Raw genomic sequence first — 25,133 nt, 5'->3', positions numbered from 1 at the left:
ATTGAGAAGGTCCATTTCCGTGCGCAATCGCCCCACAATCGAAAAATGCATTCTAAGTTTCAGCCACAACCGGTATGAATCCAGGCGGGAAGCCGACCGAATTGGCCTTGGCAAGGCACGGCGGGAAATTGCTCAAGGCAAGCGCGGTATAAGTCACCTGATCCTCAGGGCGGAGGATGACAGGATTGATCGTCTCAAATTTCTTTTTTTGATAAATGGTATTCCGTTGATGTGCTACGCCCTGGGCAATGTGCTCCTGTCTAGCGTACGGGAAATAGCGGTGGTGGGTTCGCCGGAAGTCAAAGCGGTGCTGGATCTGTTCAAGGAAACAATTGACTGTCGCGGCAAGACGATTCATTACGTCCCCGAAGATCCGGACAACCTGATGCTGATCAGTACCCTGCTTCGTGGTCGAGATGCCCTGACGTTAGAGAAAAACGAACTGGTATTATTCCAGCCGGGAGACCTGCCATTTCTCTATGAGCTGGAAAAGGTTGTAAAAGACAAGGACGTCCGTTCCAACAACCTCATCATGTGGCTCAATTCACGAGAAGCGATGTTTGGAGATTACCTGCGCCACCCGGAGTCGGAATTTGTCCAGCGCAATTATCATTACCGCTGTATAGAGGAAAAGGAAAATCGCCTGCACGATGTTAAGGAACCCAATGTTTACCCAATCAACCTGACTGCGATCGAAGGGGACATCATAGAGCTGCTACACGAAACGCGAAAGGATGGAAAAATTTTGAACGCGTTTTTGAGTAAAGCTCTGCGCGAACCGAAACGGATGCTCAAGATGCTACCGGTTGTAGCAATGCATTTTCGAAAGTTTGACAAGGATCTTAAAAAGTTCAGGCAGGAAGACGATTTCAAGTTTGGCATGCATCTCAAAAATTTTAACCGAGGCATGTCAACGTTGCTCAATACCCAGGCCACATCAAAGTTTCACAACGACCCGGCGTTCGTTGCGGATGTCGATGCACTTGAGGATTGGGAAGATTACGAATCGTTGGTACACATGGCAGGGATGAAACATGGAGATGAAGGTCTGGTCAAAATTCATCCATTTGGCCGGGAACTTTTAGCTTTTCGCGAAAAAGCGATGCCGCGTCTGAAATTGAAACTGCCTATGTACACCGATTTTTATGGGTACATAAACGAAATTTACCGCACCCAGGAAATGGGTTACATGCCTTATGACAAGGAAGGTCGGTACGATACCCCTAACCTGCACACCCCCATGGTGGAAGAGGCTTATAGATGGTATAGCTCACGGGCATCTGTTTTTTTACCCTAGTAGTTGGAAAAAAAAACATTAATGAAACTTACCACTTTGATTTTCATTCTGACTTTTCTTTTGTTCCCTTCACTCGTTTTTTCAAAAAATTCAAATGAGGTTCAAATTCCATCTGGAGAGTTTTCTGCGGGACCACCGGGGAATGGAAAGACCAAAAGCTTGCCTTTCTTTTATATTGATCGCACTGAGGTGACTCAGAAAGATTACCTGAAAGTGGTAGGATCCAATCCATCGTTCTTTAAAGGGGAAAATCTCCCGGTAGAAAAAGTGACCTGGTTTGATGCCCGGGACTATTGTCTTGCTGTTGGCAAAAGACTGCCCACTGAGTGGGAATGGGAGAAAGCTGCGAAGGCTGGCAGCACTACCCGGTTTTTCTGGGGCGATGAGGTGAATCCCGAGTATGCCTGGTATAAAAAAAATGCGAAAAAGCGGACTCATCCGGTTGGATCAAAAAAGCCGAATGCTTTGGGTCTGTTCGACATGGCCGGAAATGTGTGGGAATGGACTTCCAGTAATGCGGAGGGGTTGGGGAAGATCATGCGTGGGGGTTCCTGGCGAAACAAGTCCCGCAGTTTGCGTTCACATCACAGAATCACCAGCCTTCCCCACTTTAAATACCACTATGTGGGGTTCCGGTGTGCCAGGGACGATCAAGGCAGCTAGCCGAAACGCGCCAGCACTTCCGGGGAAAAGTCTTGCCCGATGCGGGTTCCAGCGGTACCATGAATGGTTAATTCCCTTGATTTAAAAGGGGAATCTGATTTAGCAATTTTCATATTGATCGGTTAAAAGGTAACATCAAAGCATGGCACGAGCTGCAACCCCATACATGTTGTCGGAGAATTTCCATCGTAAAAATGATCTGACCCGTTTCATAATCATATCGGCCATAATCCATGCAATTGCCATCATCATGCAGGGTATTATGCCTGCCAAGATGGCCGACCCGGAAGTGAAACCACCGATCAAGGTGAAGTACATCCAGCCGGAAAAAAAGCCTGAATCAGTCAAAAAGCGTAGCACTCTCATTGATGCACCCGAGCCTGCAAAAGTAGAAGCGCCACGATCTTCGGAATTGCTGGCAAGCCAGAACAGCCGTGCCCACTCCAATAACCAGACCAAAAAGGCTGAAAAGTATCAGGCCAAGAAAACTCTGGTTCCCAAACTGGATGGTCAACGCATGGCTAGACGGAATCCGGTGAAGACTCCGGTATCCAAACCGGTACCCCAGCCAAAGCCGAAAAAAAAGTACATCGAAAAAACGCCAAACTATCCATTGTCGGACCGGGGGTTTATTACCCAGGAAAAAACCAGGTCAGTACCCGCGCCACCCACGCCTCAGCAGCAAACCAAACCGGGCAGTGCGATGTCGCTTCTGGATGGATTCGACCCTTCAAAATACGCTTCGCTTGATACAGGTTCCTCAGTGGACGAAGATGACGACGAACCTATTTCCCTCGACACCAAAGAAACCAAATATGCATCTTATTTTGCTCGGATAAAGCATCAAATTGAACGGGTGTGGGCCTATCCTGAAGAAGCGGCGAGACGCGGAATTTCAGGTGAATTGACACTCAGGTTTCAAATCCAGAGAGATGGAGATTTGATGGATGTTCGGCTGATAGAAGGGTCAGGGTCCGAGTTGCTGGATTTTGCGGCCCTTCGTGCGATCAAAAGCGCAGCACCGTTTTATCCTTTCCCCGTGACGATTGAAAAAAATAAAATTTCGATACTGGCCACTTTTATTTACAGTCCAAGCTATGGAGCTTCGCGTCGGGCTGGTGGCCCCAACGTACGATAGTTGCCATTAGCGCAGGTAAAGTCATCCACAATTATATATCGCCTGAAAGTGTCATTTGATTTGCTCCGCCACGGAGTGAAAGATTTGGTAAGTAGACGACACTTATTTAGTCCCGTTTAAATAAAAATTTACGCAGGAGTTGGAGGAGAACTCATGAGTGCTGGAGGTTCGACAAAGGTCATCGTCATCGCGATGGTGGCCAATCTCGGCATTGCGATCGCCAAGTTCTTTGGTGCGTTTGTTTCGGGCAGCTCATCCATGCTGGCTGAAGGCATCCACAGTGTGGTCGACACAACCAACCAGGTGCTGCTGCTGGTTGGGGAAAAGTCGGCCAGAAAGAAACCGACCGACCAGCATCCTCTGGGCTATGGCCGTGAATCCTTTTTCTGGTCCTTTGTCGTCACCATTCTCCTGTTCTCCCTCGGTGGATTGTTTGCCATTTATGAGGGAGTGCACAAAATGTCCGAACCGGAACCGATCAGTAATTTTAATCTGGTGATCGGTATTCTCTTGACCGGTATTGCCCTTGAGGGGTATTCATTTTATTCGGCATTGAAAGAGATTCGGGCGCAGAACCGGTTCGGCCGCCTCAGTACCTGGTTTCGAAGAACGACTTCCGCCGGCCTGCTTGTAATTTTTACAGAAGATGCCGGAGCGCTTATCGGGCTGGCTATGGCAGCCTTCTGCGTGACCATGGCCAAAGTGCTGGATAACCCGGCGTGGGATGCCTATGGCTCGATTGCGATTGGAGCTTTGCTCGTTGTTCTCGCCTGTTTTCTTGCTGTGGAGATCAAGTCGCTCATCATTGGTGAAGCGCCTTCCCGAAATTACCGGCCCGATGTTGAAAAAATTTTAAGCGAACGCATGCCGTCAGCGAAAATGCTCCGGTTTCTGGCACTTTCCATTGGGGACCGGGAGGTACTATTGAGCTACAAAATCCACCCGGGTGAAGAGAGGGATGTGAACAGCCTGATCGAAGATATCAATAAGGTGGAAGCCGAAGTGAGAAAACAGAATCCCGAAGTCAAATGGCACTTTGTAGAACCGGACTACAAGGCCTGAAAATTACTTACACACAGTTGGCGGTTCATTTGTATCCTGCCCAAATGATAAAAAGTGACCGTCCGGGTCTTTCAGCGAAAATTCCTTCATCTGGTAAAACGTCACGATCAGGTCGGTGACGGAGTAACCCTCCTGTTTAAGTTTTTCGTACAACGACACCACATCATCCGGGTAAAAATAAAAGACTGTATTGAAATCGTGTTCGCCTTCCGGGTGAACCGGGCCACCGTTTTGCGTCAGCATCAGGGTTACATTATCAGAGCGTAATTGAGCCCACTTCCATTCCTTCAATTCCTTATCTGAATTTATGCATTTGAAGCCGAGTGCTGCCTGATAAAACTCCAGGCTTTTATTTATATCGGCTACGCTCAACATAGGTTGCATGGCAGTCAGTTTCATAGCTTGTTCATCCTCATGAAGGAGTTTGCAGTTTGGTTGTTTCGGGGGCCGGAAAGGCTTTGTTATTATACCCAGAACCAGATTTTAAAAAAATTTGCCGGGAACCCCCACTCTAAAGAGGATCAAGTCCAGGCTTTGCCTTGCTTTAGTGGTCTGTCAGGCGTACGATTGCCTAATCCTTCAAAAAAATTTTCCAGTTGACAGGCTTTTTGGCAAATCTGTCGTGAAAAGGATTTACATGAATCTACCCGGGTCAAACGGAGAACATTTTCTTCAAGACAAGTTCAATACCCGTGAACGGGCTTTGGCGTTTTATGAGCAGCAGGTTCTGGATCACCTCAACCCGAAGATGATCGAGTTCATTTCAGTGCAGACCATGGTATTCATTGGCACTGCGGATGCCAAAGGGGAATGCGATTGCTCCATTCGTACTGGGGGACAAGGCTTTGTCCGGGTACTGGATAAAAAGACCCTTTTGTATCCTGAATACCCGGGTAATGGGGTTCATGCCAGCATGGGAAATATCCATGAGAATCCACACGTGGGAATGGTTTTCGTCGATTTTTTTAAAACCACCCGGGGCCTCCATGTGAACGGCAAGGCTGAGATCAAAAGCCGGAAAGAAGTAGAAAAACTGCTTGAAACCTTTTTACAGAGTGTTACGGAAAATGACGAGGGGAAAGGGAAGATTCCGAAGCGTTGGGTTATGGTGAATGTGGAGGAAGCGTATATCCATTGCTCCAAAAATATCCCCTTGTTAAAGCCAGAGGAAAAAACGAAAAGGGATACTGACCGGGATTCCATCAAGGACGGTGATTTTTTTCAGGAATGACCAGGACGTGCTGGTTTGAAATCCGGTGCAATAATTAAGGAAATAAAGCTGGCAGGCTTATTCGTGCACGGAAATCAAGATTTTGTCTGAAATAGGCGGGTTGTAAGGAACGTGGTTGCCATAGGCAAAGAGGGCCAGTAAGGAATGGGTTCCTGGCGCGAGGTTTAAGGTGTGGCAAGCAACTCCGCTACCCATATGGATCACTTCTTGTTTCCCCAGTGGTTTGCTCAGGTCTTTGGGTAAAGAAGAAAAAAGAATATGATGGTGGCCTTTCCCTTCGTTGACTCCCATTTTCGCGGGTTCTAATTCCAGACCTTCGACTTTAATGCAAACTTCAACGGGTGCCCCAACCGTGTCCCCGTTTAAAGGTTTGATAATAGTCACCTTTCTTTCCTGAGCCTGCGATTGGACGATACCCAGAAAAGTGTAGAATATTAAAAGTGTATAAATGCACTTCTTTTTCATCTCCACTTCTCCTTGAGTATCAGAGCGGAAGTCATTCCTATAGTCAATTTTTCAAACCCGGATACTCCTTTGCAGGGACTCAATCCCTCGATCTTTTTTTAGATTAACATTGAAGATCAGACGTCTGCGAATTCTTCTTTGATTTTTAACACTTCCGGAACAATCTTTTTGAATCGATTGACGAGCGCGGGTTCAAAATGTTTTCCACTGGAACTTTCAATCAATTCCATTGTCTTGTTGATTGGCCAGGGATCTTTGTAAGATCTTTTGGATGTCAAAGCGTCAAACACATCGCAGATAGCAATGATCCTGCCTTCAAGAGAAATGGCTTCTCCTTTTAGGTTATTCGGGTAACCCGAGCCGTCCCATTTTTCATGGTGATGGAGAGCAACGATTTTTGCCGTTTTCATCAAAGGGGAATCATCCCTGGACAGGATTGTTGCCCCAATCGTTACGTGGGATTTCATGATTTCCCACTCTTCTTCATTAAGTTTTCCTGGTTTAAGCAGGACATTGTCCGGGATTCCTATTTTTCCAATGTCATGCATGGGGCTGGCATGGAATAGCAGGCTGCTTTTTTCCTCTGACAGTCCAATCGTTTCGCCTAGCAATCTTGCGAAGTGGCTCATGCGCACCACATGCATTCCGGTTTCATTGTCTCGAAACTCTCCTGCCCTGCCAAGACAGTTGATCACTTCCAGTCTGGTGTCATGAAGCTCCTTGGTTCTTTTTTTTACGGTGTCTTCAAGAGTCCTGGTGTAATTTTTTCGTTCATTGATTAATTTGTAAAGCTGTATATGGGTTTTTGCTCTGGATAGCACCTCTTCCCTTCGAAAGGGTTTGGCTATGTAATCAAGACCACCATGATCAAATCCTTTGCAGATGCTATCGACATCATTTAAAGCGGACATGAATATTACAGGGATATCTTGCGTTTCCAGACTGTTTTTAAGCGCTTCACAGGTTTGAAAGCCGTCCATTCCCGGCATCATAATGTCCAGAAATATAAGTTCAGGTGAAAAACTGTTTGCTATTTCAAGAGCAATTTCTCCGCTGGGAGCGGTTGAAATTTCATAACCTTCTGACTCCAGAGTATTTCCCAGTACCCCCAGGTTCGCGGGAGTATCGTCCACTATCAGAATTTTACCTGGGGCTTTTACATCCATGATTTAAAAGTTCGATCCTTTAGTTTGAATTTTAAGGTTAAATACTGAATATATGGTGGTCAATGTTTTGCCGTTTTTTCAAGCAAGGATAGAATGGCTTCTGTGTCGTAGCTCCTCGCAAGTTTCATAAGTTGGTCATGTAAGGGTTTGTATTCGCTTCCCAGGTCTTTCAGTTCGGGAAGAACCTTTTTTAATTTAGTGATATTTCGAGAGCGTGCGATTTCCAGTAATCGGGTGTGAATACTATTTGGAATGGAGCCGGTGAATGGAGAATGGGAGTCACCATTGACACTGGAAGATGAGTTTTGCTTCGAAAATTTAGTTTTGTTACTCTCCTGCACTGGTTCTAAGTTTATCCCCAGAACTTTAGTCAAGCTTTCCACGATTGCGCCGTACCGGAACGGTTTTTTAATTATATTATTGCACCCCAGTTTTCGGTAACGCTCTCTTTCATGCTCCAGGACAGAAGCTGAAACAACCACGATCTTCAAATGATCCGGGCCGAAAATATTAATAGCTTCTTTCATGAATTCTTCCCCACCCATGACGGGCATTCTTATGTCCAGGTAAATGATGTCCGGTTTAGTTTTTTTAACCTGGTCCAGCGCCTGTTCCCCGTTTTCTGCTTCTATTACCTCTGCACCAGTTTTTTGAAGCATTTGTGAAAGTAGGCTTCGGTTAGCCAGAATATCGTCGACAACCAGAGCTGTAATTTTTAAATCTTCCGGTAATCGCATAAACCCATCGAATCTTTTTTGTCTGGCGGGAACTCTTTTTGTGGCTGGAGGCAAAGTGAGGGCAAAAGAAAATTCACTGCCTTTGCCCACAATTGATTTTAATAAAAGTGGACTGTTCATCATTTCAAGTTGCTTTTTCGATATAGCAAGTCCGAGGCCTGTCCCTCCTTTTTTAATGCCTTCGCGGTCCTGTCGGAAGGGTTTGAATATCTCCTCCTGAGCTTCTTGTGGAATCCCCTGGCCCGTGTCTGTGACTTCAAACCGATACCGGTTTTTTCCCAGATTTTCCAGAGTTAAGGATATTTCCCCGGAATCTGTGAATTTGACTGCATTGCCCAGGAGATTGGTAAGGACCTGACGTATTTTTCCTTCATCCCCATTGACCATTAAACCCGTCCCCTCTACTCCCTTAATATTCCACTCAATTTTCTTTTCCTGGCAGCGAATTTTGAACATCATGGACAACCCATTTAATAATTCCTTGAGGTCAAAGTCGACTTTGTGGAGTTCCAATTGGCCAGCTTCAATTTTAGAAATATCGAGAATATCGTTGATTAATTCAAGTAGGTTGTTGGCACTGCTATTGATAACATTTATGGGTTCAAGAGATTTCTTGTCGAGATTCCTATTCATTAATAAGAGTTGTGAGTAACCCAGAATCGCATTCATCGGTGTCCTTATTTCATGGCTCATATTGGCTAGAAAGACACTTTTAGCTTTGCTGGAAGATTCCGCAAGTTTTCGAGCTTTTTCCAGTTCCAACTGCGTCTTTTCCCGTTCTTCAATAGATTGCTGGAGATTCCTTACCATGGTATTGAAGCTTTGCGCCAAGGTGCCGATTTCATCATGGGATTTAATCTTAGGCAGGGTGACCTCCAGATTGCCTTTTGAAATTTCATCCGTCGCTTGCGCCAACTGGACGAGAGGTTTTGTGTTGTTGTTACAAAAAATAATTGAAACCATCAATCCCAATGCAAAAATAAATAAAGTGATGTAAAAAGTTTTGAGCTGGTAGTTTAAAAGGCTTTCAGATAGTTTTTCGAGTGAGTAACCCAGTAAAATTCGTCCATGGTAATGGCTTTTATATTCAATAGGCGTGGAGTAAAAAATGAAATTCCCATCATTAACTGTTCCCAGTTTTTGTAAAAGGTTTTTGATATCGGGTTTTTCATTTCCAGGGCTGAATTCAGCGATTGGTTTATTTTTAGAATTAAATATTCCGAGGTAAGCAAGACGGGGATCTTCTTTTGCGAGGTCGATTGCAACGCCTATACTTTCCAGTTCGATTAACTCCAGGCTGGTGGCGGTGGAAAGCGCTAACAAATTTGCTGTATTTCGGACGTGGTTCTCCAGGTTTTTTATCGCCTGGTTTTTATAAATGGCCGGGAAATAGATAAAGTTGAAAACGGAGATGGCCATAAAAATCCAGGTGAAGTTCGTAATGACTTTTCTTTTAATTGAAGTTTTTCGAAGGGAGTGTGAAGTGATTTCCATGAGATAAGTGGCAACGAACGCGAGCGAATCGACTCAACTCTCAGGTGAAAAAAACTGCGATTAAACTTCCTGGAAACGGTATTCTAACGTTAACTGTTTGAATCTTAGATTTAATTCTATTGGAAGGTAGTGCTGATGGGGAATCAAGAAAATAATGAGGGAAATTTAATACTCTAAAGGTTTTGGGGTAAATTGAGGGAAGGTTTTGCGTGAATGTAAGAACCAGCAATTTATCGAGAATTTCCGCTGGCACAGGCTACACAGCAGGTACTTTCCGGCATGAGCATGATTCTGCCGTGAGGGATGGGCTCTCCACAACGCAAACAAAGGCCGAAATCCGGATCCTCCACCTTGGCCAATGCGGTTTCCAGTTTCGAAAGCTTTATCTGCGCAGAATTCAAAGAAGCTTCACTGACCCCCTTGCTGACAATGGCTTCCATTCTGGTGAGGCGCCCAATAGCGTTGTCTGGGGCAACTGGCTTGGAGGTTTCGGTAAGGCTCTGGATAAGCGTTTTCTGTGCCTCGATTTCATCCAGAATTTTCTGCTTGAGTTGCTGACGGTTATCCGGTTTCAATATGTTCTCCCTGTGACATGAAAAGTATCTACCAGCGTTGCCCGCGTGAGCTCAATTTATTTTGCGCGTTTTTTTCTCCCATACGCGCTGCCCTGCGGAAAGATTTGAGAGCTTCTGAATAATTTTTTCCAATTCCATTTCCGGTTTCATAAGCGCGCCCCAGATTGTAATGGCCCAGCGCATAATTTTTGGCAACGGCCTTCTGATAATATTCCACTGCCTTTGCCGGGTTTTTGGAGACACCCTGGCCAAGTTCGTACATCACACCGATATCATTCAAGGCTCCAACATGGCCCTTATCCGCTGCGTGCTGAAACCAGTCCAGAGCTTTTCCGTAGTCTTGCGCAACCTTATCGCCCTGATAATACTTTGCACCCATATTATAATTTTCTTCGGCAGATAAGGAAGCCCATTTAGGCGGTTCGGGTGCCTGGGGTTTTGGAGGGGCAGGGGGGGCAGATGGGGTTACCGGGGGTGTCGCAGGTGTTAAATGTGTTTCCACCATTGCCGAACCGCTGCCAAGCTCCGCATTGGGTGAACGGATTGAAGCGACCATGTTCACTGCGGCCCCGCCGTTTTTGAGATCCACAATGACACCATCCTCCGTCACCTCGCGTACCACCCCAGACCCGATCACGATACGTACCGGATCTCCAACTTTAGGCCGCCACTGGCCTTCAGGTTTGACCCTGAGCGAATCGACTTTCACATCGACCACCTTGCCAGTGATCTCCATTTCGAGATCGCCGCCGTCGTCCAGTTCTCCGAGGCCACCTAGATCCTGAGCGAAATGAGTTGATGGAATCAGTAAGAATAAAATTAACAGAGGAATGATAGAGTTTTTCATAGCGCTTCCCTGACAGGAAATTTGTTATTGAGGCTCCCTTTCGCCTATTGTACCGCTGAATGAATCGAGAATGAAAGGGCTGAGTCAATGGGCTGATTTGCCTTGGCTAAGGCATTGTGAACAAGTCTCTTCGTCAAAAGTTATTTTTACAAGTGCGCAGCCATCGCTTGCTATTTTGTCCATCTTTGGGTGGATTTAATGACTTGCAGGCTGAAATTTCTACCGGTGAAGAAGGTGGAGGATTAGATGGTGCGGTGGGCAATTCCAAAGTTCTGGCAATACCACACAACCAATAATCGTTGTCGGAGTATTGACGGCATTTAACCTTATCACCATAAACGTAGCTTCCGGAATCAGATGGGCAGCTATGCCAACGATGGCATCCATTACGATGTGCCCAGCTTAAATTGACAGAAATAAAAGAAATAAAGAATACGCAGACAGGGATTTGAAATCGACAATGTCGAAATTATAGAAAATATGAGATCAAATTATTTTTTCTTTCCTTCTTTCCCCTCGTTCCAGTCGGCAATTTTGGTCGCGAGAATTAAAACTCCTACGGCGATAACTCCTCCAACGACCAGTTGCAGAAGTGGGGGCAGGTTGGTGACAAAATTTCCTATGTCTTCAAACACGAAAAAACCTCTTCATGATCACTTCAAAAATATTTCGGTTTTTTCCGTATCCAGATTGATCTTGAGGATACGGTGATTGTTGGTGTCGGATACGTATAAATCTTTTTCAAGGCACAGTACCCCCGCAGGTTCCCAAAGGCGCGTGCAACTGTCATCATCGCAGATGATGTCCGCAGAAGCTTCTACGGTATGGACCTCCTGCGTATTCAAATCCAACACCTTTATTTTGTGGTTGTAGGAGTCCGCAATAAATAGTGCTCCGTCAGCGTAATGAACACCCAGTGGATGCTGCAGGACCGCCTGTTTGCCTTTGCCATCCTTGTCACCGAAGTCAAACAACCCGGTACCGACATAGGTCGCTGTGAGCCCGATATCATCCAGGCGAATGGAGCGTATGGCACTGGTTTCACTGTCTGCCAGGTACAGCTTGTCGCCGTTGACCGAAAGTCCACTGGGCTGCGCAAAGGTGGCGACCAGTCGGGGGGCATCGGTGAGTGATTCCTGTCCGGTTCCCGCAAACAGGGCGGTTTCCTTTTCCTGGATATAGTAGACGCCGATCTGATGCGTTCCGGCATTGGCGAAGTACAACCAGCCGTCTTTTAAAGACACATCCCATGGAGAGGACAGGGCGATTTCCAACGCCGTCCCGGTGCCTTTAAGAAAGGCGCCTTGAACGCCTGTGCCCGCGACAGTTTCGACTATTTTGTTTTCCAGATCGATTTTTCGCAGCAGGTGGTTTTCTGTGTCGGCAACCCAGATGATGTTGTCTTCGAAACACAGTCCCTGCGGACGATAAAATTCTGCTTCTTCAAAACTACCATCGGATTTTCCGATTGTTCCTGCCCCAATACGCCGCGTGACGTTGCCTTCCAAGTCTGTGGTGACGATCTGGTTGTGGTTGCTATCAGCGATGGCGAATTCGCGATTGGTTTTGCTGTAAGCGATTTTCCCTGGAAAACTAAGTGCGCCTGTTTCCGTGGACTTCATGGGAGCGATCAATTCCGCAGCGCCTCCCGAAAGTGTGCCGTTTTTCTTCATCTCGGCAACCAGATGGGTCAGGCTTTCTTCCAGCAGTTTTGGGTCGGGTTCACCCGGAAGTTGGCCCAGAATGTACCCATCCGGAGAAACAAACATCAAGGTGGGCCAGGCATTGACCGCGTAACGTTTCCAGATGCCAAAGTCGACATCGTGCACGATTGGGTGCTCGATTTCGTAACGGTGAATGGCACGTTCCAGGTTGTCTGTTTCTTTTTCGCCACTGAACTTGGGCGAGTGCACTCCGATCACCACCAGTTCATCCGGGAACAGGGCTTCGATCCGTTTCAGGGTCGGGATGATGTGAATGCAGTTGATGCAACAGTAAGTCCAGAAATCGAGAATGACGATTTTGCCGGCAAGGTCATCCAGGTCCAGTGGGCGCGGAACATTGAACCAGGGCAGCCCGGCAGCATCAAGTGCGGGGGCCCGCACGACCTGATCAGGCATAGGCTTCTGCAATGGCGTTTTTCGCTGCTTCCAGGATTCCGTCCCATTTAGCTTCCGGTGATTTGGTCACTGTAATAAAGTCCGCCATCAGGAAAACGCTGGTGACTCCTTCAATGCCAAACAGGGCTTGCGCAACCGGGCAGTCGCTGGCTTCCTCGGTTTTACTGTAGGTTTTATGACCTTTTTCAATGACCTGCTTCCCAACGACCGTGTACTTCATTGCATTTTCATTGGGGCTGGTATCAACTACTACTTCTGCTGCCATATTGACAACCTCCTCTTGTTTGAGCCAGATGATATTAATTGTTCATAGTTTTACTTTTATAAACCATTTTGGTTTGATTTGTCCGAAATCAGTAATGTCCGAGCAGGGCTCGCATGTGTTTGGTATCAGACCTTAATCGTTGGTCGTCTGCTGTAATCCCAGGTTCCTCAGCTTCCGTTTTTGCTTTGGCATAACTGACCCCTGCCAAAGAAGCCACACAGGCAATACCGCACCCGGTTTTTTCCTGTTGCAGGATCGGTTTCATTCCCACCACTTGCTTTTACTTGCCGGGCCGAAAGATACCAAACGAACTGGTATAGCCATGTAAAAAGGTTGTGTTTCCGACAGGCCCGATTTCCCCGTTACAAAAGAATCCACCGAGCGGAACCGTCCCCATTTTGTCCTTGAATACGCCAGAATCGTGGTTGGGTTTTCCATAAAGGTATTCACCGCGACCCAGACAGGAAAATAATAGAGCGCCCGCTGCCTGGGTGGGCTGGGCTTTGTCGGTGTAGCGGGTCAACATCATGCTCAAATCTTCGGCAGACATGACCTTGTCTCGAAGATGGAACTGAACCAGTTGACCTTCGCGCAGAATGGCACCAATCGACAATGCGCCGGAATCCCGATCCACGCCCATAAGATTGCGTATTAAAAAGTCTCCCTGCCCAGGATCGTCTTTCAACGGGTCCATTTCGATACCAAGAAACAGTGAGGTCTGCATCAGCTTGCGGTCGTATTCACTCATGGTTTCGACCATTTCTTCCAGAAGAGTCAGTGGAGATTTGTTTCCGACTTCCATCAGCAGGGTCTGGTCGCACCTCGTGATGGGCATGGGTTCGCCAATCGGTCGGCAACCTTGCGCCACGATGGTATCGAGTTCGATATTTCCAGAAAGCGCAACCCCAATTAAACCGGCATTGTGGATTTTATCCCCGAGGTACAGAGCATTGCCTCCCTGGAAATGAGCACCGGAGGCCAGCCCGCCAACTTTTGCAGATTGCGGATAAGCGAAATCGATTCCCATCAGGAATTCTTCTCCCCTGAAGGTGAAAGGGTCGGCCAGAAAAATAAACTGGGGATTTTTTTCGACCGGCACACCGACCCAATCGCGCCAGACACTTGGAGACGTGTCTCCACCGGGAAGTGCAGTGGTGTCTGATTGGATTTCCTGGATTTCAACGTCCGGAAGGTGGGCACAGGTCAGGCTGAATGCGTGTTTCTGCTCGACTTCATTGCCTCCGCCAATGATCCCGCCACCACTGCAACCAAGCAAAATACCGGGAGACAGCTGTTCCCTGATAAGGTTGGGTATCAGGTCGTATTGGGATTTAAAATGGGGTGAGACAAACAGCACTGTAAGGTGGATGGGCAGATCCCCCATTTCCTTTTTAATGGCTTCCGTAACTTCTTCTACAGCTTTATCTATAGTGGTCTCAGTGGAAATGCTTGAGGACCATTTCATATTATTCTCCTAACCGGCAGCCTGTCAGCGGCCAGAACTCAGTTGTCGGATTGTTCCCTGGAAAGATAGTCCAGAATTTGTTCGGTCACTTCAGTTCCATGGGCGATGCAATCGGGAATGCCAACACCCTTAAAGGCACTGCCCGCCATGAACAAACCCGGATGGTTTTTCAAATCTTCTTCAATGGATACCACCAGTTCCTGATGGTGAACCGGGTATTGAACATTGCCTTTTTTATATTGAAAGACATGCTCGAACTCCGGTGTTTCGGTTATTCCCATGATATAGCGAAGCTCACCTTTAACGTCCTTTAGTATCTGCTCCGGTGTTTGTTCCGCCAGTTCCTGCTTCAAAGCTCCTCCTACAAATGCCCGTAACAGAATAGTATCGTCGGGAGCGCGACACGGGAACTTGGAAGACACCCAGGTGCAGGCGGTGATTTTCCGGCTTTCTGTTGCCGGTACGACAAACCCAAAGCCCTTCAACGGATGTTTAAAACCATCCCGTTTAAATCCCAGCACCACCCCGGCGGTAGAAACAAAGGGAATACTGCTCAGTTTTTCAGAGACCTCTGGTGCAATTTTTTGAGTCAGGCGTGCGGTGACGTTGGCCGGCGTGGCCACCAGGACTGCATCGGCGTTCATCACTTCCCCTGATTCCAGAGTGACGGCAACTCCATCCCCGGATTTCTCCAGGCCGGTTATGGGTGCGTTGCTTTTGAATTCGATATCCGGACATTTCTCCATGAGCGTTTCAACCAGTTCACTCATCCCGTTTTTCAGGGTGACAAACATGGTGTAGGCCTGGTAGCCAGCGGGCTTTTCCGGTTTTCTTTGCAGCATGGCCTTTTTGGCCGCCAGCATGCCAACGATCAGGGAGCCATATTTTTTTTCAGTTTCAAGAAACCGCGGGAACGTTGCCCTCATGCTCATCTTTTCAGGGTCTGAAGAATAAATGCCCGAGAGCAGGGGTTGTGCCAGGCGGTCTACCGCTTCCTGTCCAAATCGACGCCTTACGAAACTGGCCAGGCTTTCATCACGTTTGCTTCGTCGCCTCGGAAGTATCAGATCCATTCCCATACGGATTTTCCCGGGCCAGGTGAACAGTGATGTGGTGATAAATGGTAGGAACTTGGTCGGCACCATCAGGCTGAGGCCATCCGGCAGAGTCAACATGCGACGGTTGAGGTAAATGAATGTTTTGTTGTTCTTGCGGGTACCGACAATGCGGTCCCCCAGCCCCAGTTTTTTGCACAGAGCGAGCGCCTGGGGTTTCTGGGTAATGAAGGAATCGGGGCCGCTTTCGATAATGCAGCCGTTTTCCCTGCGGGTGTTGATTTTCCCTCCAAACCGGTCGGAAGCTTCCAGAACGGTGCATTTTACTGGGACCCCTTGCCCAATAGCTTCCTGCACGCGGTGGGCTGCTGCTAACCCTGCAATGCCCCCGCCAATGATGATCAAATGACGCATGAGGGCATTATATAGAGAATTTGCCTGCCGGGACAACAACCGTTTACGCAAATCTCATTGATTTGCCAATTCCTGCACCTTGTGTTGCCAGGGGGGTTTTGATAATATCGTTGGATTCAAGACCCGAATTTTAACCTGTAGGAGACCACAAGATGTCCACTGCCATCGCAGCCCTGAAAGAAGCGGTTGAACTTGAAAAAACGGCCCTGGAAAAGGTCCGCACCGCGATTGGATCTGCCAAGCACGATCAAACCAAATCCGTTTTAGAGAAATATGTTGCTGATAAAGAGCAAAAAATCGACACCCTGACCTGGATGGTCATGGCGGAATCCGGAGAAATACAGCCGGAAGCGATGACTGAAGAAGAAATCGCAGAAGCCAAACCTGCAGGCAAATGCCCCTTCACCGGTCAGTTGGCTGAAATGGGAATCGATATTTCCAAAATGGGCGGCAAGCCTGAAGGTATGCCAGGCCACGACTAGGTACTTTGCGCACGCAAGGATAAAAGTAAAATACTTTCATGTTTTTTTGAAAGAAGTGTAGCGGAGTGAAGAATCCCGTCTTTGTTTTTGGCTTTGGGGGTATTCAAAGCTACGGTCTTTGAATTCCTGCGTGTAAATTTAGTTCTAGTTGATCGACAACCTCCGGGAATATGGGAAACTATGGCATTTCGGGAACCAAGAGATTTACTCATTGAATGCGGCGGTTGTGGAATCGAGAATTTGTTCACCGATTACACACCGGCGATGCCTGCAGTTTGCAACCAGTGCCGGGAACGGCAGATCTGGCCGAACTTCAATGAGACTCATCACGAGTACCGCTGCCAGGATTGCGGGATCTCGATCTGTCTGAAGCAGTCCACAAAGTTTGATGAAGGGAACACCCCTTGTCGCTGTGGTGGATTAAAAGTCAGCCGGGTCAACCCTTCGACCATTCCTCAAGATGCCGAAGAAGCAGGTGCAACAGAACTTGAGGAATCCAATGCCTCTGATGTTGATCCCGGCTTCGACTGGTTTCGATCCGAGCCGGAGCAGGGTCAATCGGATTACAATGAATTGTTTGACCAGGACCCGGGGCACAATTGACCCTCGTCCTGCCTGCCTGATCGCCTCACCATTTATATCAGGAGTGAGGTAAATCATTTATGATCAGTAAACTTGCGGTTTCCAGCGAAGCCTGGGGACCCGCCCTCAGCCAGAGTGCGTCCTTTTTGCGCGGCCATTCCGGGTTCGTGTTTTGCGGGTACCCGGATGCCGACGCTCTTGGGTCAATGTTGTCGCTGGCCCTTTATTTAAAGGAATTGGGCAAGCGAGTGTACATCGTCTGGCCCGGACCTCTGATCGGAAAGACTGATTTCCTGGAAGACATTCTGCGGCACAACCGCGTGCCTTTGTTGGGCACGGCAGAGCGTATCAGGGAATACTCGGAAAAAGTGGATGCGCTTGTTGTTTGCGATACCGCCAACCGGAAACTGGTCCCTCTATATAAAGAACTCAAACAGCACATTCTGGCGAAAGAAACACCAGTACTCGAGATCGATCATCATTTTGGAACAGACAGTGAGCCGGTCCACCCTGATGGTCTGCATTTGTTCCGGGAGGCCAATTCAACAACAGAGATTGCGGCAGAGGTTCTTGAAGCCTATGCAAAGGCAGATTCCGAAGCCCCGGACCCCTTTAAACGACGCAATATTCTGGTCAGTCTGCTGACGGGTTTGATTGCAGATACCGGAGGCGGCAACGTTTCGATTCGGCCGGAGGATTATGATTTCTGGGTGAAGCGGCTGGGTGACCGTCTTACGGAAAAAACGAGACGGGGCAGGGTGGATACGGATCAGGATGTACCCCACTTTTCCAGCCCGGAAGATATTAAAGAGTTTCTGGTGAAATTATCTGACTCGGAAAGGCAGGGCGTTGAGCGTCTCCAGGAGGAGATCGTTCATGAAAATGGAGTGGGTGTTTTGAATCTTCTGGACGCGACACGCTCCAGGGTTGAAGCGTCCCTGCAATTGAGCGCCGCAGCCTGGGCACAAATCCTGGAGACCATGGCCAATGCGATTCCGGAGGTAGCCGGTCGGGTCGGCATGGTTTATTTCCACGACAAGACTGCGGAAGGTGAAGATTGTTATTTCATCAAGTTGAGACGGGCACAGGAATCGGCGATTGACCTCAGAGAAACCGAGAGCGACATCCGTTCTGCTTTTGAAGACGGAGCCGTGCTCGGCGGGGGCGGACACCCGAATGCAGTCTCATACCGAGTCCGCCTCATCCCGGAAGACCAGTTTCTAAAAAGCGTCGAAAAGCTTACAAAAACTTTACGGGAGAGTTTTTAAGTCAAATGATGTTTGGGATCAGTTTAATGTAGATCTCTTTATATTGTTTTCTGAGAACAAAATCAGTGAAAATTATTTAAAGAAAACAGGAAATGACGAAATGTCTGAATCAAATATGACACAGCGCGAAGCGGCGGAGGCTGGGAAAGCAAATCTGCAAAAAGCCAACCTGCTGGGGCATGATCTTCGCGAAGCTGATTTGAGCTCGGCCAATCTCCAACATGCCAACCTGCGGAAAAGCAAATTGCAGTCGGTAAACTTAAGCGGCGCGGACCTCAACACGGCAGCACTCAGCACGGCTGATCTCACCGACGCTGATCTCACCGATGCCGACCTTTCACACGCAGAATTAATCGGTACGCGCCTAAACGGTGCTCGGCTCGCTGGTGCCAGGTTGCATCGCGCCACGGTGAGCAAAGCCGATATGACGGAAACCGACTTGCGTGAGGCGGATTTATCCGAAGTGATCAACCTCACCTGCGAACAATTAAAATCCGCCATGATTGACCGCAGCACAAAACTCCCTGAATATATTAAACTGGTCTGGAGTTCTGATACCGAATTCGATTGCCGCGATAACAAACGCCGCATTGATGAAACGCTATAATTGACTCCTGTTGTTTGGCAGACTTTTTTATTCTGGCGATCGGCTTTCATTTCTAACAATTTTAGTTTCCTGGCATGTAATCACTCTGGAAGCCTGGATTATGATATGAAATCTACTGTCTCCTTTCGAGGGGCTCAGGGTGATGACAACGTTAAGGCTTCCAAGAGTGGGAATAGCACTCAAAAATTATTTTTCAAATCAACATGGACTACTGGGTTCTAAAATCATCCCCATTTATTGTTTGCCTGGTCCTGATCGGGTTCGGGATCAAGCATCTGGTTACAGGCAGAATCTATGTTGGCTTTGGTGAGCGTTATTTGTATGGAAGGACCTGGGTGCGCCGCGAGGAGGATCCCATTTTATTTTGGGCGATAGCCGGGTCCTTAATCGCGCTTGGTCTCGTCTACCTGTTTTTTGCTGCCAGTGTTTTATTTTTCTCTCCCATAGCATAGCGAGGTTGTGGCGAAGGCGGTTGCTCCCTTTCCAAGGCTTTGTCATAATGCCGCGATTTTATTGAAACTCACTCAACTTACTTCTATGACTTCCCACGTTGACCGCGCAGTTATCATACTCACCCCGCCCGAAGGTGGTTGGCGCTGGCTTCTGGACAAACCCCTAGCGGGTGTTCCGGCTTTGCAGCGCCTGGTGTTTACTATGGGGCGGGCAGGTATAGAAAAGATTTTGATCCTGAGTGAAGACCTGGATGCACACCGGCGATTAAAGCTGCAGGAAAATTTTGCTGCCGATCCCAGAAGCAGGGCTGAGGTTTTGATTCAGGACCGCTATCAGGAAGGAGAGGTGGGCGAATTTCTGCAACTGGATGAGGCCATGGACTCGGCTCCTATTCTTCTGGCACCCGGTAATCTGGTAACCACCACAGCTAGTTTGCGGAAATTTCTAGGTAAAAATTCTTTTAGCGAACCAGATGGCAATTCGGGCGATGATGAATACTCTTTGCCCGCCCTCATTGCTTCCTCAAAGTTAAAGCGGGTAAAGGCGGATAAGATGGTTTTTTCGAAAGAGCCTCTCCCGGCTATTTCTCGACCCGGTGCCAAAGGCGAATCTTTTTTTCGTCTGGTAGAAGACCACCGCCAATTTCGTCGATTGGAGTCGGACCTCATTCATCAGCATCGGCATCATTACAGCCAATTACTGGATGTTTATTTCAATGTCCATTTTTCACTTCCGATCTCCTCCCTATTGATTCGTCTTCCGGTGACACCGAATCAGGTGACTATTTTCGGCCTGGTGATCGGGGCGGCAGCAGGCTGGCTGTTTTCCCTCGGTGATTACATGAGCGGTCTCGTTGGAGGGGTTTTACTGGCTTTCACGGCTATCTGGGATTGCTGTGATGGCGATGTGGCGCGAATGAAATTCATGGAATCCGATTTCGGTGAAACCCTGGATACAGCATGCGATAACATCATCAATATTTTTATATTTTTAGGGCTGGCTTTCGGGGTTGCCAAGGTTCACGGCTGGGGGTATGCGCTGTTACCCTTCGCGCTGTTGGCTTTGGGCGGACTTAGCATTTTTGCCCTGATTTATTTTCCGGAAGGGGGTAAAGGAGATTTTTTCAAAGGAACAAAGATATTTGATGTCATCGAGCTATTAGCAAGCCGCAACTTTATTTACATAATTCTTGGGTTCTCAGTGTTTGGTCGGCTGGACTGGTTTCTTTGGCTGGCTGGGTTCGGGTCGCTGATTTTTGCGCTGATCCTGTTTTATGAGAAACAAAGGATTCAGAAAACCCGGTCGGTAAAACCCGTGGAAAATGGTCGCGCGTAGCCGGTTACCTGAACCCGTGTAAACCATATAACCACTTGATTTTTTTTCAGTTTTTGCTACCATCGGACAATCTTTTCATCATTTTCAAGGTATTCTTGGTAACGATAGATCGAAGGGGGTTTTTTCGATTTGTTTAGGGTCTTCGAATTTATGGCCTTTTGATTGTCGTAACACAAGGACCTTATAGGAAAACAGGTTTCCGCTTTTATGGCGAACCTTATTGAATCAGCTTTAGAAAACGGGTCCGATAACGCTCGAGTTGTATTGATCCTGAGAGATCCCCCGGCCCCGTACAAGCTGGAAGACTGGTATTTGAAGCCGATTACGGGCGTTCCGTTTGTATTATTGAACATCCTGAATCTGCAGCGGGGCGGGGTTGAGCATCTGACCCTTTATCACCCGAACCTTAAGGCTGGTAACGGCGATTCCTGGGTCGAACGGGTAAAAGAGGATAAGCGTTGCAAGTTGGAATTGAACATCGTTTCTGACCGCGACGGCCTTAAAAAAGCGTTGGAACAAAGTCCTTGGGTAGTTAATGGCGGGGCATTGCACCGGAAACAGGAAATTGCAGTCCTTCTTTCTGGGGCAACGGACCAGGGATGGGTCGAGCAAGTAAACATTGATGAAGTTCCAGCGTTAACAGAATTCAGAAAGACCTCGCTGTCAGGAGACGGCGAGAAAGATATTGAGGATGCCGGGGCCCTGGTATATTTTTCCGGCGCGAAAGACAGGCAATTGAGTCAAAGACGGGATTTCCGTCGGCAATCGGCAGTTCTGCTGGCAGAAAGTGGATTGAGCAATGACAGCTTGATGGACCGGCTGGTCACGCGTCAGATTTCGCGGCAGTTCACCCGTTTTTTAGTCATGACTCCTCTGACGCCTAATCAGATCACTTTCATCGCCATGATAACAGGGTTGATGGCGGCGGCCTGTTTCTGGTCTGGAGGGTATGAAGGGGGAGTTGCCGGGGCCGTGTTGCTTCTTGTTTCGGCTTGGATCGATTGTGCTGATGGAGAGGTGGCGAGGCTGAAGTTTCTGGAATCCCCCTTGGGAGGAATTCTCGATATCTGGGCGGACAACATTGTTCACTCCGCCGTATTTTTTTCAATCGGGATGGGGTTGTTTTTCTCGACCGAAAACGGTATTTATAAAATTCTCGGAACTTTGGCGGTCATTGGCACGCTGATGGCGTTCGCCCTTTTGCAATCAAGTCTTATCGAAAGCAAAATGAAGGCGACTGAGGAGGTTTCGGGGAAAAACGAAAAGGAAAAAGAAGACACGTCTCTGGTCGATCAAATGGCCAACCGTGACTTCATTTACTTTCTGTTTGCTCTGGCCCTGGTTGACCAATTGGGAATTTTTCTTGCCCTGACTGCGATTGGGTCTAATGTTTTTGCTTTATGGCTGGTGTTCCTGCGTTATCGCGGGGCGTGGTCTTCATCCACCGACTTGTGTTCCAAAAACTCAGAAAAGCTTAAACGATGAGTCTTCATACTGCCGCCCAGAATACTGCTTCCAAAATAAATAAATCCGATGGGCAAGGTGCCATCCTTGTTTTAGGGGAGGCATGCTCAGAGCTTTCGGGGCTTCCGTCCAGCGATGAGTTTCTGGAGATAATCAAGGCGACCTATCCGGATGCCCATGAAAAAGCCACCACCAAAGATCTGATTGGATGTTGTTCTGAGTTACCCGATAGTGACCGCGATGATTTGCTGGCCAAGCAGGAAAAAAAGGCGAAGATTAACTGGGCTCATCTCGCTGTTGCCTTGTTGATGAAAAAGGGCCTTGTGTCCCGTGTTCTTACCTTGAATCCCGATTCCTTGTTGCTTAAGGCCTGTTCGCTGGTTGGAGTTTTTCCACACGTGTTCGATTGTACGCTTTCAACTGTTTCCTCTTCCCCCAGGATTCCAGAGAATGCAGTTTTTTTCCTGAATGGGCGGAGCCTGGGGCAGGCGACAGGAAACATGGATGCCGCTTTGGCAGGGTTAAGTGATCATCAGGTTGTTGTCATCGGGCACAAGGCCGAGGCCAACGATGAGGTGGCAGGGCTTTTATCTAAATCGGGTCCATTTTCAAAAGGGTTTCTATGGGTGAAACACGGACAGGGTGGGGTGCCGGAATCTATTGATGAATTACTCGAAGATGATAATGGGGATTGTGTAGAAAGCCCTGACCCGGATACTTTTATGATTGCCCTGGCCCAGCAGCTGGACGCTTTATCACCCAACTTTCTGAATTTCCCCTTTACACATCTTGGCGGGATGCTTAAATCGATTGCTCCGTTTCCTGTTGAGGGTATTGATGCCGGAATTCAAATAACAGACATCCCCCTGTTCCAAACCCGTCAAGCCATTCAACAGTTTGAGGGAGAAAATCGCGGGCAGGATGTTGGTGCCCCCAGCCTTGAGAGTCTCGACAGTCCTGAAAAAATTCAGGCTGTAAAAGCTGCACGTACTGCACTTGTCGAAGGCGACCTCAAAAAGATCCTGGATTACCGCCCGGAATACGATCAAAACCCGAACTCGGCCCTTGGGGATTTGTTGTCCCTGGCTTATCTCTCCCATGGAGACGCCTTGTTGGAGCAGGCTCAGGAAAAAGGGGGCGATGCCTCTTTCGACCTGTTATCGCAAGCAGGGGAGCAATACTCCGGTGCGCTGGAAATCACACCCGACAATCATGAGGTTTTATTCAAGCTGGGCAAACTGCTGGTCGAGCAGGCTAAACTGAAATCCGGAGCTGATGCGGAAAACCTGTTTGGTCAGGCAGCGGAAAAATACCAGAAAGCGCTGGAACTGAAACCGGATCTGCATGAAGCAAATTATGGTTGGGGATTTGCCCTGCTCGAGCAGGCGGCTTCCAGAACCGACGAAACGGTAGATCAGTTTTTTGCGCAAGCGACAGAGAAATTTCAAGCGGTTTTGAAGGCTGAGCCGGAACACGGAGGGGCGGCATATGGTTGTGGGTTTGCCCTGTTCAGTCAGGCTCGCAAGAAAAAAGGTGCGGAAGCACTGCGTCTTTATGGTCAGGCTGCAGAAAAGCTAAACACTGCACTCAAGGTGGATCCACATAACGCTGATGCCTTGTTGCACATGGGGCAATCCCTGCTGGTATTTTCTAAATCGAAAAAAGGTGAAGAGCAGGATCGCATGCTGGCCGCTACTGCGGAAAAATTTCAGTCCTGCGTCAAGCTGCGACCCAATTCTCCTGAAGCGTTCTTTGGTTGGGCCGATGCCCTTCTTGAACGTGGGCTGGCGCGCGATGATGGCCAGGGCGAGGAATATTGTTCGCTTGCGATGGAAAAATTCCAGACGGTACTGGCGCTTAAGCCGGATATGCCTCGTGTGAATTTCCGCTGGGGGGTCGGCCTTTTAAGAATGGCACGACGAAAAAGCGGCGATGCAGCAAGCAAGCTGCTTAACCAGGCAGCAGAAAAATTTCAGAATGCGATCCGTATTGTGCCGACCAATCACGAAGCTTTCACCAAGCTGGGTAGCGTCTATTCCCAACTTGCACAAGGCAAATCAGGACCTTCTGCCGATGCGCTGCTCTCCAATGCGGTGGAAAATTATGAACAGGCGATCAAAATCCAGCCGAATAACCCGGAAGCCTTCACTCTTTGGGGCAACGTGTTCTATCAACTCGCGGATGGCAAGCAGGGTATTGAGGCTGAAGCTTTTCTTTACAAGGCAATTGAAAAATTCCAGGAAGCGATCAAGATCCGGGCGGATTATCTGAAGGCGATCAGCAACTGGGGTAATGCTCTGTTCAAGCTTGGAAAATCCAAGGGGGGCGAGGAAGGCATGTTGCTGCTTTCGCAGGCGGAAGGAAAATATGAAGCAGCCATCAAGATCAAACCGGATGATCCGTTAGCCCTCACTAATTTCGGAGGCATCCTCCTTAAAAAAGCGCGTAAGGCTGAGGGGGGCGATGCGGATTTGATGATTGAGAAGGCACAGGATTACCTCAAGCAGGCACTTGAATACAATGAGGACAACCCGGATGCGCTTACCTATATGAGCGAAGTGCTGATGGAGCAGGCCAAATCCAAAAAGGGTATTAACGCTCACCCCTTATTGGCTGAGGCTAAAGCAAAATTACAAAAAGCGGAAGAACTCCAACCCGGTGTTGCGACCTACACCATGGCCAAGCTCATGGGGCAACTGGCAAATGAATCGGGCTGCCGCGAATGGTTGCAGAAATGCAAAACCAACGAAAACCTTCCGCCTCAGGAAGAACTCGATAATGAACCGGCCTTCGCTAACATGGCCCAGTCCAAGTGGTTTAAAGGGTTGTGGCTCCCCGCCTCAGCCAGGGAAGCTGAGCCCAAAGAAGGAGACGAAGGCACGGCTGGGAAAGAGAAAAATTCCAAGGCTGAAAAGCCCAAGTAAACGCAATATTCAAGACCCCTCCCT

Annotated in this window: 26 protein-coding genes; 14 read left to right on the top strand and 12 right to left on the bottom strand. The window is 48.1% G+C overall.

Annotation, left to right across the window (positions count from 1 at the left end; genetic code table 11):
- Positions 1 to 19 precede the first annotated feature (19 nt).
- The 4 genes from G3M70_02730 (at position 20) to G3M70_02715 (ending at position 4,160) form a co-directional block, all read left to right on the top strand.
- A complete protein-coding gene (locus G3M70_02730) occupies positions 20 to 1,297 on the top strand; it encodes a hypothetical protein (protein ID QPJ60860.1) in 1,278 nt (425 codons plus the stop codon).
- Positions 1,298 to 1,318: 21 nt separating this feature from the next.
- Positions 1,319 to 1,960, top strand: coding sequence for a formylglycine-generating enzyme family protein (locus G3M70_02725; GenBank protein ID QPJ60859.1), 642 nt, complete (start codon positions 1,319 to 1,321; stop codon positions 1,958 to 1,960).
- A gap of 142 nt (positions 1,961 to 2,102) precedes the next feature.
- Positions 2,103 to 3,098: an energy transducer TonB gene (locus G3M70_02720; GenBank protein ID QPJ60858.1), complete on the top strand. Its 996-nt coding sequence runs from the start codon at positions 2,103 to 2,105 to the stop codon at positions 3,096 to 3,098.
- 153 nt (positions 3,099 to 3,251) lie between these two features.
- A complete protein-coding gene (locus G3M70_02715) occupies positions 3,252 to 4,160 on the top strand; it encodes a cation transporter (protein QPJ60857.1) in 909 nt (302 codons plus the stop codon).
- A 3-nt stretch (positions 4,161 to 4,163) separates the two neighbouring features.
- Here the strand turns inward: G3M70_02715 and G3M70_02710 are convergent, their stop codons facing one another.
- The gene (locus G3M70_02710) at positions 4,164 to 4,559 is read right to left on the bottom strand and encodes a hypothetical protein (protein ID QPJ60856.1); all 396 of its coding nucleotides are present in this window, start codon (positions 4,557 to 4,559) and stop codon (positions 4,164 to 4,166) included.
- A 238-nt stretch (positions 4,560 to 4,797) separates the two neighbouring features.
- Here G3M70_02710 and G3M70_02705 point away from each other — a divergent pair, with 238 nt between their 5' ends.
- Positions 4,798 to 5,391 (top strand): pyridoxamine 5-phosphate oxidase, encoded by a 594-nt coding sequence (locus G3M70_02705; protein QPJ60855.1) that lies wholly within the window; start codon positions 4,798 to 4,800, stop codon positions 5,389 to 5,391.
- 57 nt (positions 5,392 to 5,448) lie between these two features.
- Here the strand turns inward: G3M70_02705 and G3M70_02700 are convergent, their stop codons facing one another.
- From G3M70_02700 to G3M70_02680, 5 genes are all read right to left on the bottom strand, one after another.
- Positions 5,449 to 5,856, bottom strand: a complete 408-nt coding sequence (locus G3M70_02700; GenBank protein ID QPJ60854.1) for a DUF4399 domain-containing protein — start codon at positions 5,854 to 5,856, stop codon at positions 5,449 to 5,451.
- A gap of 116 nt (positions 5,857 to 5,972) precedes the next feature.
- A complete protein-coding gene (locus tag G3M70_02695; GenBank protein ID QPJ60853.1) occupies positions 5,973 to 7,022 on the bottom strand; it encodes a two-component system response regulator in 1,050 nt (349 codons plus the stop codon).
- A 59-nt stretch (positions 7,023 to 7,081) separates the two neighbouring features.
- Complete coding sequence (locus G3M70_02690; GenBank protein QPJ60852.1) at positions 7,082 to 9,178, bottom strand: response regulator; 2,097 nt, start codon at positions 9,176 to 9,178, stop codon at positions 7,082 to 7,084.
- A 305-nt stretch (positions 9,179 to 9,483) separates the two neighbouring features.
- Positions 9,484 to 9,828 (bottom strand): hypothetical protein, encoded by a 345-nt coding sequence (locus G3M70_02685; protein ID QPJ60851.1) that lies wholly within the window; start codon positions 9,826 to 9,828, stop codon positions 9,484 to 9,486.
- Between the two features lie 28 nt (positions 9,829 to 9,856).
- Positions 9,857 to 10,675, bottom strand: a complete 819-nt coding sequence (locus G3M70_02680; GenBank protein ID QPJ60850.1) for a sel1 repeat family protein — start codon at positions 10,673 to 10,675, stop codon at positions 9,857 to 9,859.
- 116 nt (positions 10,676 to 10,791) lie between these two features.
- On the opposite strand from G3M70_02680, the gene G3M70_02675 reads away from it, so the two are divergent.
- The gene (locus G3M70_02675; protein QPJ60849.1) at positions 10,792 to 10,971 is read left to right on the top strand and encodes a hypothetical protein; all 180 of its coding nucleotides are present in this window, start codon (positions 10,792 to 10,794) and stop codon (positions 10,969 to 10,971) included.
- 195 nt (positions 10,972 to 11,166) lie between these two features.
- On the opposite strand, the gene G3M70_02670 is transcribed toward G3M70_02675, so the two are convergent.
- The 6 genes from G3M70_02670 to hemG all read right to left on the bottom strand — a co-directional run bounded on the left by G3M70_02670 (position 11,167) and on the right by hemG (position 15,994).
- Positions 11,167 to 11,310: a hypothetical protein gene (locus G3M70_02670; GenBank protein QPJ60848.1), complete on the bottom strand. Its 144-nt coding sequence runs from the start codon at positions 11,308 to 11,310 to the stop codon at positions 11,167 to 11,169.
- Positions 11,311 to 11,328: 18 nt separating this feature from the next.
- Entirely contained in the window at positions 11,329 to 12,795 is a 1,467-nt protein-coding gene (locus G3M70_02665) for a redoxin domain-containing protein (protein ID QPJ60847.1), read from the bottom strand.
- Entirely contained in the window at positions 12,788 to 13,060 is a 273-nt protein-coding gene (locus G3M70_02660; protein ID QPJ60846.1) for a scaffolding protein, read from the bottom strand. Before G3M70_02660 ends, G3M70_02665 begins: the two co-directional genes overlap by 8 nt.
- A gap of 88 nt (positions 13,061 to 13,148) precedes the next feature.
- Positions 13,149 to 13,325, bottom strand: coding sequence for a hypothetical protein (locus tag G3M70_02655; GenBank protein ID QPJ60845.1), 177 nt, complete (start codon positions 13,323 to 13,325; stop codon positions 13,149 to 13,151).
- Between the two features lie 15 nt (positions 13,326 to 13,340).
- The gene (locus G3M70_02650) at positions 13,341 to 14,525 is read right to left on the bottom strand and encodes a hypothetical protein (protein ID QPJ60844.1); all 1,185 of its coding nucleotides are present in this window, start codon (positions 14,523 to 14,525) and stop codon (positions 13,341 to 13,343) included.
- 38 nt (positions 14,526 to 14,563) lie between these two features.
- Entirely contained in the window at positions 14,564 to 15,994 is a 1,431-nt protein-coding gene (gene hemG / locus G3M70_02645) for a protoporphyrinogen oxidase (protein QPJ63685.1), read from the bottom strand.
- 152 nt (positions 15,995 to 16,146) lie between these two features.
- On the opposite strand from hemG, the gene G3M70_02640 reads away from it, so the two are divergent.
- The 8 genes from G3M70_02640 (at position 16,147) to G3M70_02605 (ending at position 25,109) form a co-directional block, all read left to right on the top strand.
- Positions 16,147 to 16,476 carry a hypothetical protein gene (locus tag G3M70_02640; protein ID QPJ60843.1) on the top strand — a complete coding sequence of 110 codons (330 nt, stop codon included), beginning with the start codon at positions 16,147 to 16,149 and terminating at the stop codon, positions 16,474 to 16,476.
- Between the two features lie 180 nt (positions 16,477 to 16,656).
- Positions 16,657 to 17,079 (top strand): hypothetical protein, encoded by a 423-nt coding sequence (locus G3M70_02635; GenBank protein ID QPJ60842.1) that lies wholly within the window; start codon positions 16,657 to 16,659, stop codon positions 17,077 to 17,079.
- A 59-nt stretch (positions 17,080 to 17,138) separates the two neighbouring features.
- Complete coding sequence (locus G3M70_02630; protein ID QPJ60841.1) at positions 17,139 to 18,326, top strand: hypothetical protein; 1,188 nt, start codon at positions 17,139 to 17,141, stop codon at positions 18,324 to 18,326.
- Positions 18,327 to 18,426: 100 nt separating this feature from the next.
- The gene (locus tag G3M70_02625) at positions 18,427 to 18,933 is read left to right on the top strand and encodes a pentapeptide repeat-containing protein (GenBank protein QPJ60840.1); all 507 of its coding nucleotides are present in this window, start codon (positions 18,427 to 18,429) and stop codon (positions 18,931 to 18,933) included.
- A 203-nt stretch (positions 18,934 to 19,136) separates the two neighbouring features.
- Positions 19,137 to 19,385, top strand: a complete 249-nt coding sequence (locus G3M70_02620; protein QPJ60839.1) for a hypothetical protein — start codon at positions 19,137 to 19,139, stop codon at positions 19,383 to 19,385.
- A gap of 85 nt (positions 19,386 to 19,470) precedes the next feature.
- Positions 19,471 to 20,721 (top strand): CDP-alcohol phosphatidyltransferase family protein, encoded by a 1,251-nt coding sequence (locus G3M70_02615; protein ID QPJ60838.1) that lies wholly within the window; start codon positions 19,471 to 19,473, stop codon positions 20,719 to 20,721.
- A gap of 207 nt (positions 20,722 to 20,928) precedes the next feature.
- The gene (locus G3M70_02610; GenBank protein QPJ60837.1) at positions 20,929 to 22,206 is read left to right on the top strand and encodes a CDP-alcohol phosphatidyltransferase family protein; all 1,278 of its coding nucleotides are present in this window, start codon (positions 20,929 to 20,931) and stop codon (positions 22,204 to 22,206) included.
- Positions 22,203 to 25,109: a tetratricopeptide repeat protein gene (locus G3M70_02605; GenBank protein QPJ60836.1), complete on the top strand. Its 2,907-nt coding sequence runs from the start codon at positions 22,203 to 22,205 to the stop codon at positions 25,107 to 25,109. Before G3M70_02610 ends, G3M70_02605 begins: the two co-directional genes overlap by 4 nt.
- Positions 25,110 to 25,133 lie beyond the last annotated feature (24 nt).

The organism is Candidatus Nitronauta litoralis (genome assembly GCA_015698285.1).
Classification (GTDB): Bacteria; Nitrospinota; Nitrospinia; order Nitrospinales; family Nitrospinaceae; genus Nitronauta; species Nitronauta litoralis.
Note: the sequence above shows the minus strand (reverse complement) of the source record. Positions and strands in the feature narration are given on the sequence as shown.

Coding starts and splice junctions, on each gene's coding strand:
- G3M70_02620 (QPJ60839.1), top strand. CDS start 19,137: ATGGACTACTGGGTTCTAAAATCATCCCCATTTATTGTTTGCCTGGTC.
- G3M70_02610 (QPJ60837.1), top strand. CDS start 20,929: ATGGCGAACCTTATTGAATCAGCTTTAGAAAACGGGTCCGATAACGCT.
- G3M70_02710 (QPJ60856.1), bottom strand. CDS start 4,559: ATGAAACTGACTGCCATGCAACCTATGTTGAGCGTAGCCGATATAAAT.
- G3M70_02655 (QPJ60845.1), bottom strand. CDS start 13,325: ATGAAACCGATCCTGCAACAGGAAAAAACCGGGTGCGGTATTGCCTGT.
- hemG (QPJ63685.1), bottom strand. CDS start 15,994: ATGCGTCATTTGATCATCATTGGCGGGGGCATTGCAGGGTTAGCAGCA.
- G3M70_02700 (QPJ60854.1), bottom strand. CDS start 5,856: ATGAAAAAGAAGTGCATTTATACACTTTTAATATTCTACACTTTTCTG.
- G3M70_02720 (QPJ60858.1), top strand. CDS start 2,103: ATGGCACGAGCTGCAACCCCATACATGTTGTCGGAGAATTTCCATCGT.
- G3M70_02705 (QPJ60855.1), top strand. CDS start 4,798: ATGAATCTACCCGGGTCAAACGGAGAACATTTTCTTCAAGACAAGTTC.
- G3M70_02660 (QPJ60846.1), bottom strand. CDS start 13,060: ATGGCAGCAGAAGTAGTAGTTGATACCAGCCCCAATGAAAATGCAATG.
- G3M70_02650 (QPJ60844.1), bottom strand. CDS start 14,525: ATGAAATGGTCCTCAAGCATTTCCACTGAGACCACTATAGATAAAGCT.
- G3M70_02665 (QPJ60847.1), bottom strand. CDS start 12,795: ATGCCTGATCAGGTCGTGCGGGCCCCCGCACTTGATGCTGCCGGGCTG.
- G3M70_02630 (QPJ60841.1), top strand. CDS start 17,139: ATGATCAGTAAACTTGCGGTTTCCAGCGAAGCCTGGGGACCCGCCCTC.
- G3M70_02640 (QPJ60843.1), top strand. CDS start 16,147: ATGTCCACTGCCATCGCAGCCCTGAAAGAAGCGGTTGAACTTGAAAAA.
- G3M70_02695 (QPJ60853.1), bottom strand. CDS start 7,022: ATGGATGTAAAAGCCCCAGGTAAAATTCTGATAGTGGACGATACTCCC.
- G3M70_02680 (QPJ60850.1), bottom strand. CDS start 10,675: ATGAAAAACTCTATCATTCCTCTGTTAATTTTATTCTTACTGATTCCA.
- G3M70_02635 (QPJ60842.1), top strand. CDS start 16,657: ATGGCATTTCGGGAACCAAGAGATTTACTCATTGAATGCGGCGGTTGT.
- G3M70_02615 (QPJ60838.1), top strand. CDS start 19,471: ATGACTTCCCACGTTGACCGCGCAGTTATCATACTCACCCCGCCCGAA.
- G3M70_02690 (QPJ60852.1), bottom strand. CDS start 9,178: ATGGCCATCTCCGTTTTCAACTTTATCTATTTCCCGGCCATTTATAAA.
- G3M70_02725 (QPJ60859.1), top strand. CDS start 1,319: ATGAAACTTACCACTTTGATTTTCATTCTGACTTTTCTTTTGTTCCCT.
- G3M70_02715 (QPJ60857.1), top strand. CDS start 3,252: ATGAGTGCTGGAGGTTCGACAAAGGTCATCGTCATCGCGATGGTGGCC.
- G3M70_02625 (QPJ60840.1), top strand. CDS start 18,427: ATGTCTGAATCAAATATGACACAGCGCGAAGCGGCGGAGGCTGGGAAA.
- G3M70_02605 (QPJ60836.1), top strand. CDS start 22,203: ATGAGTCTTCATACTGCCGCCCAGAATACTGCTTCCAAAATAAATAAA.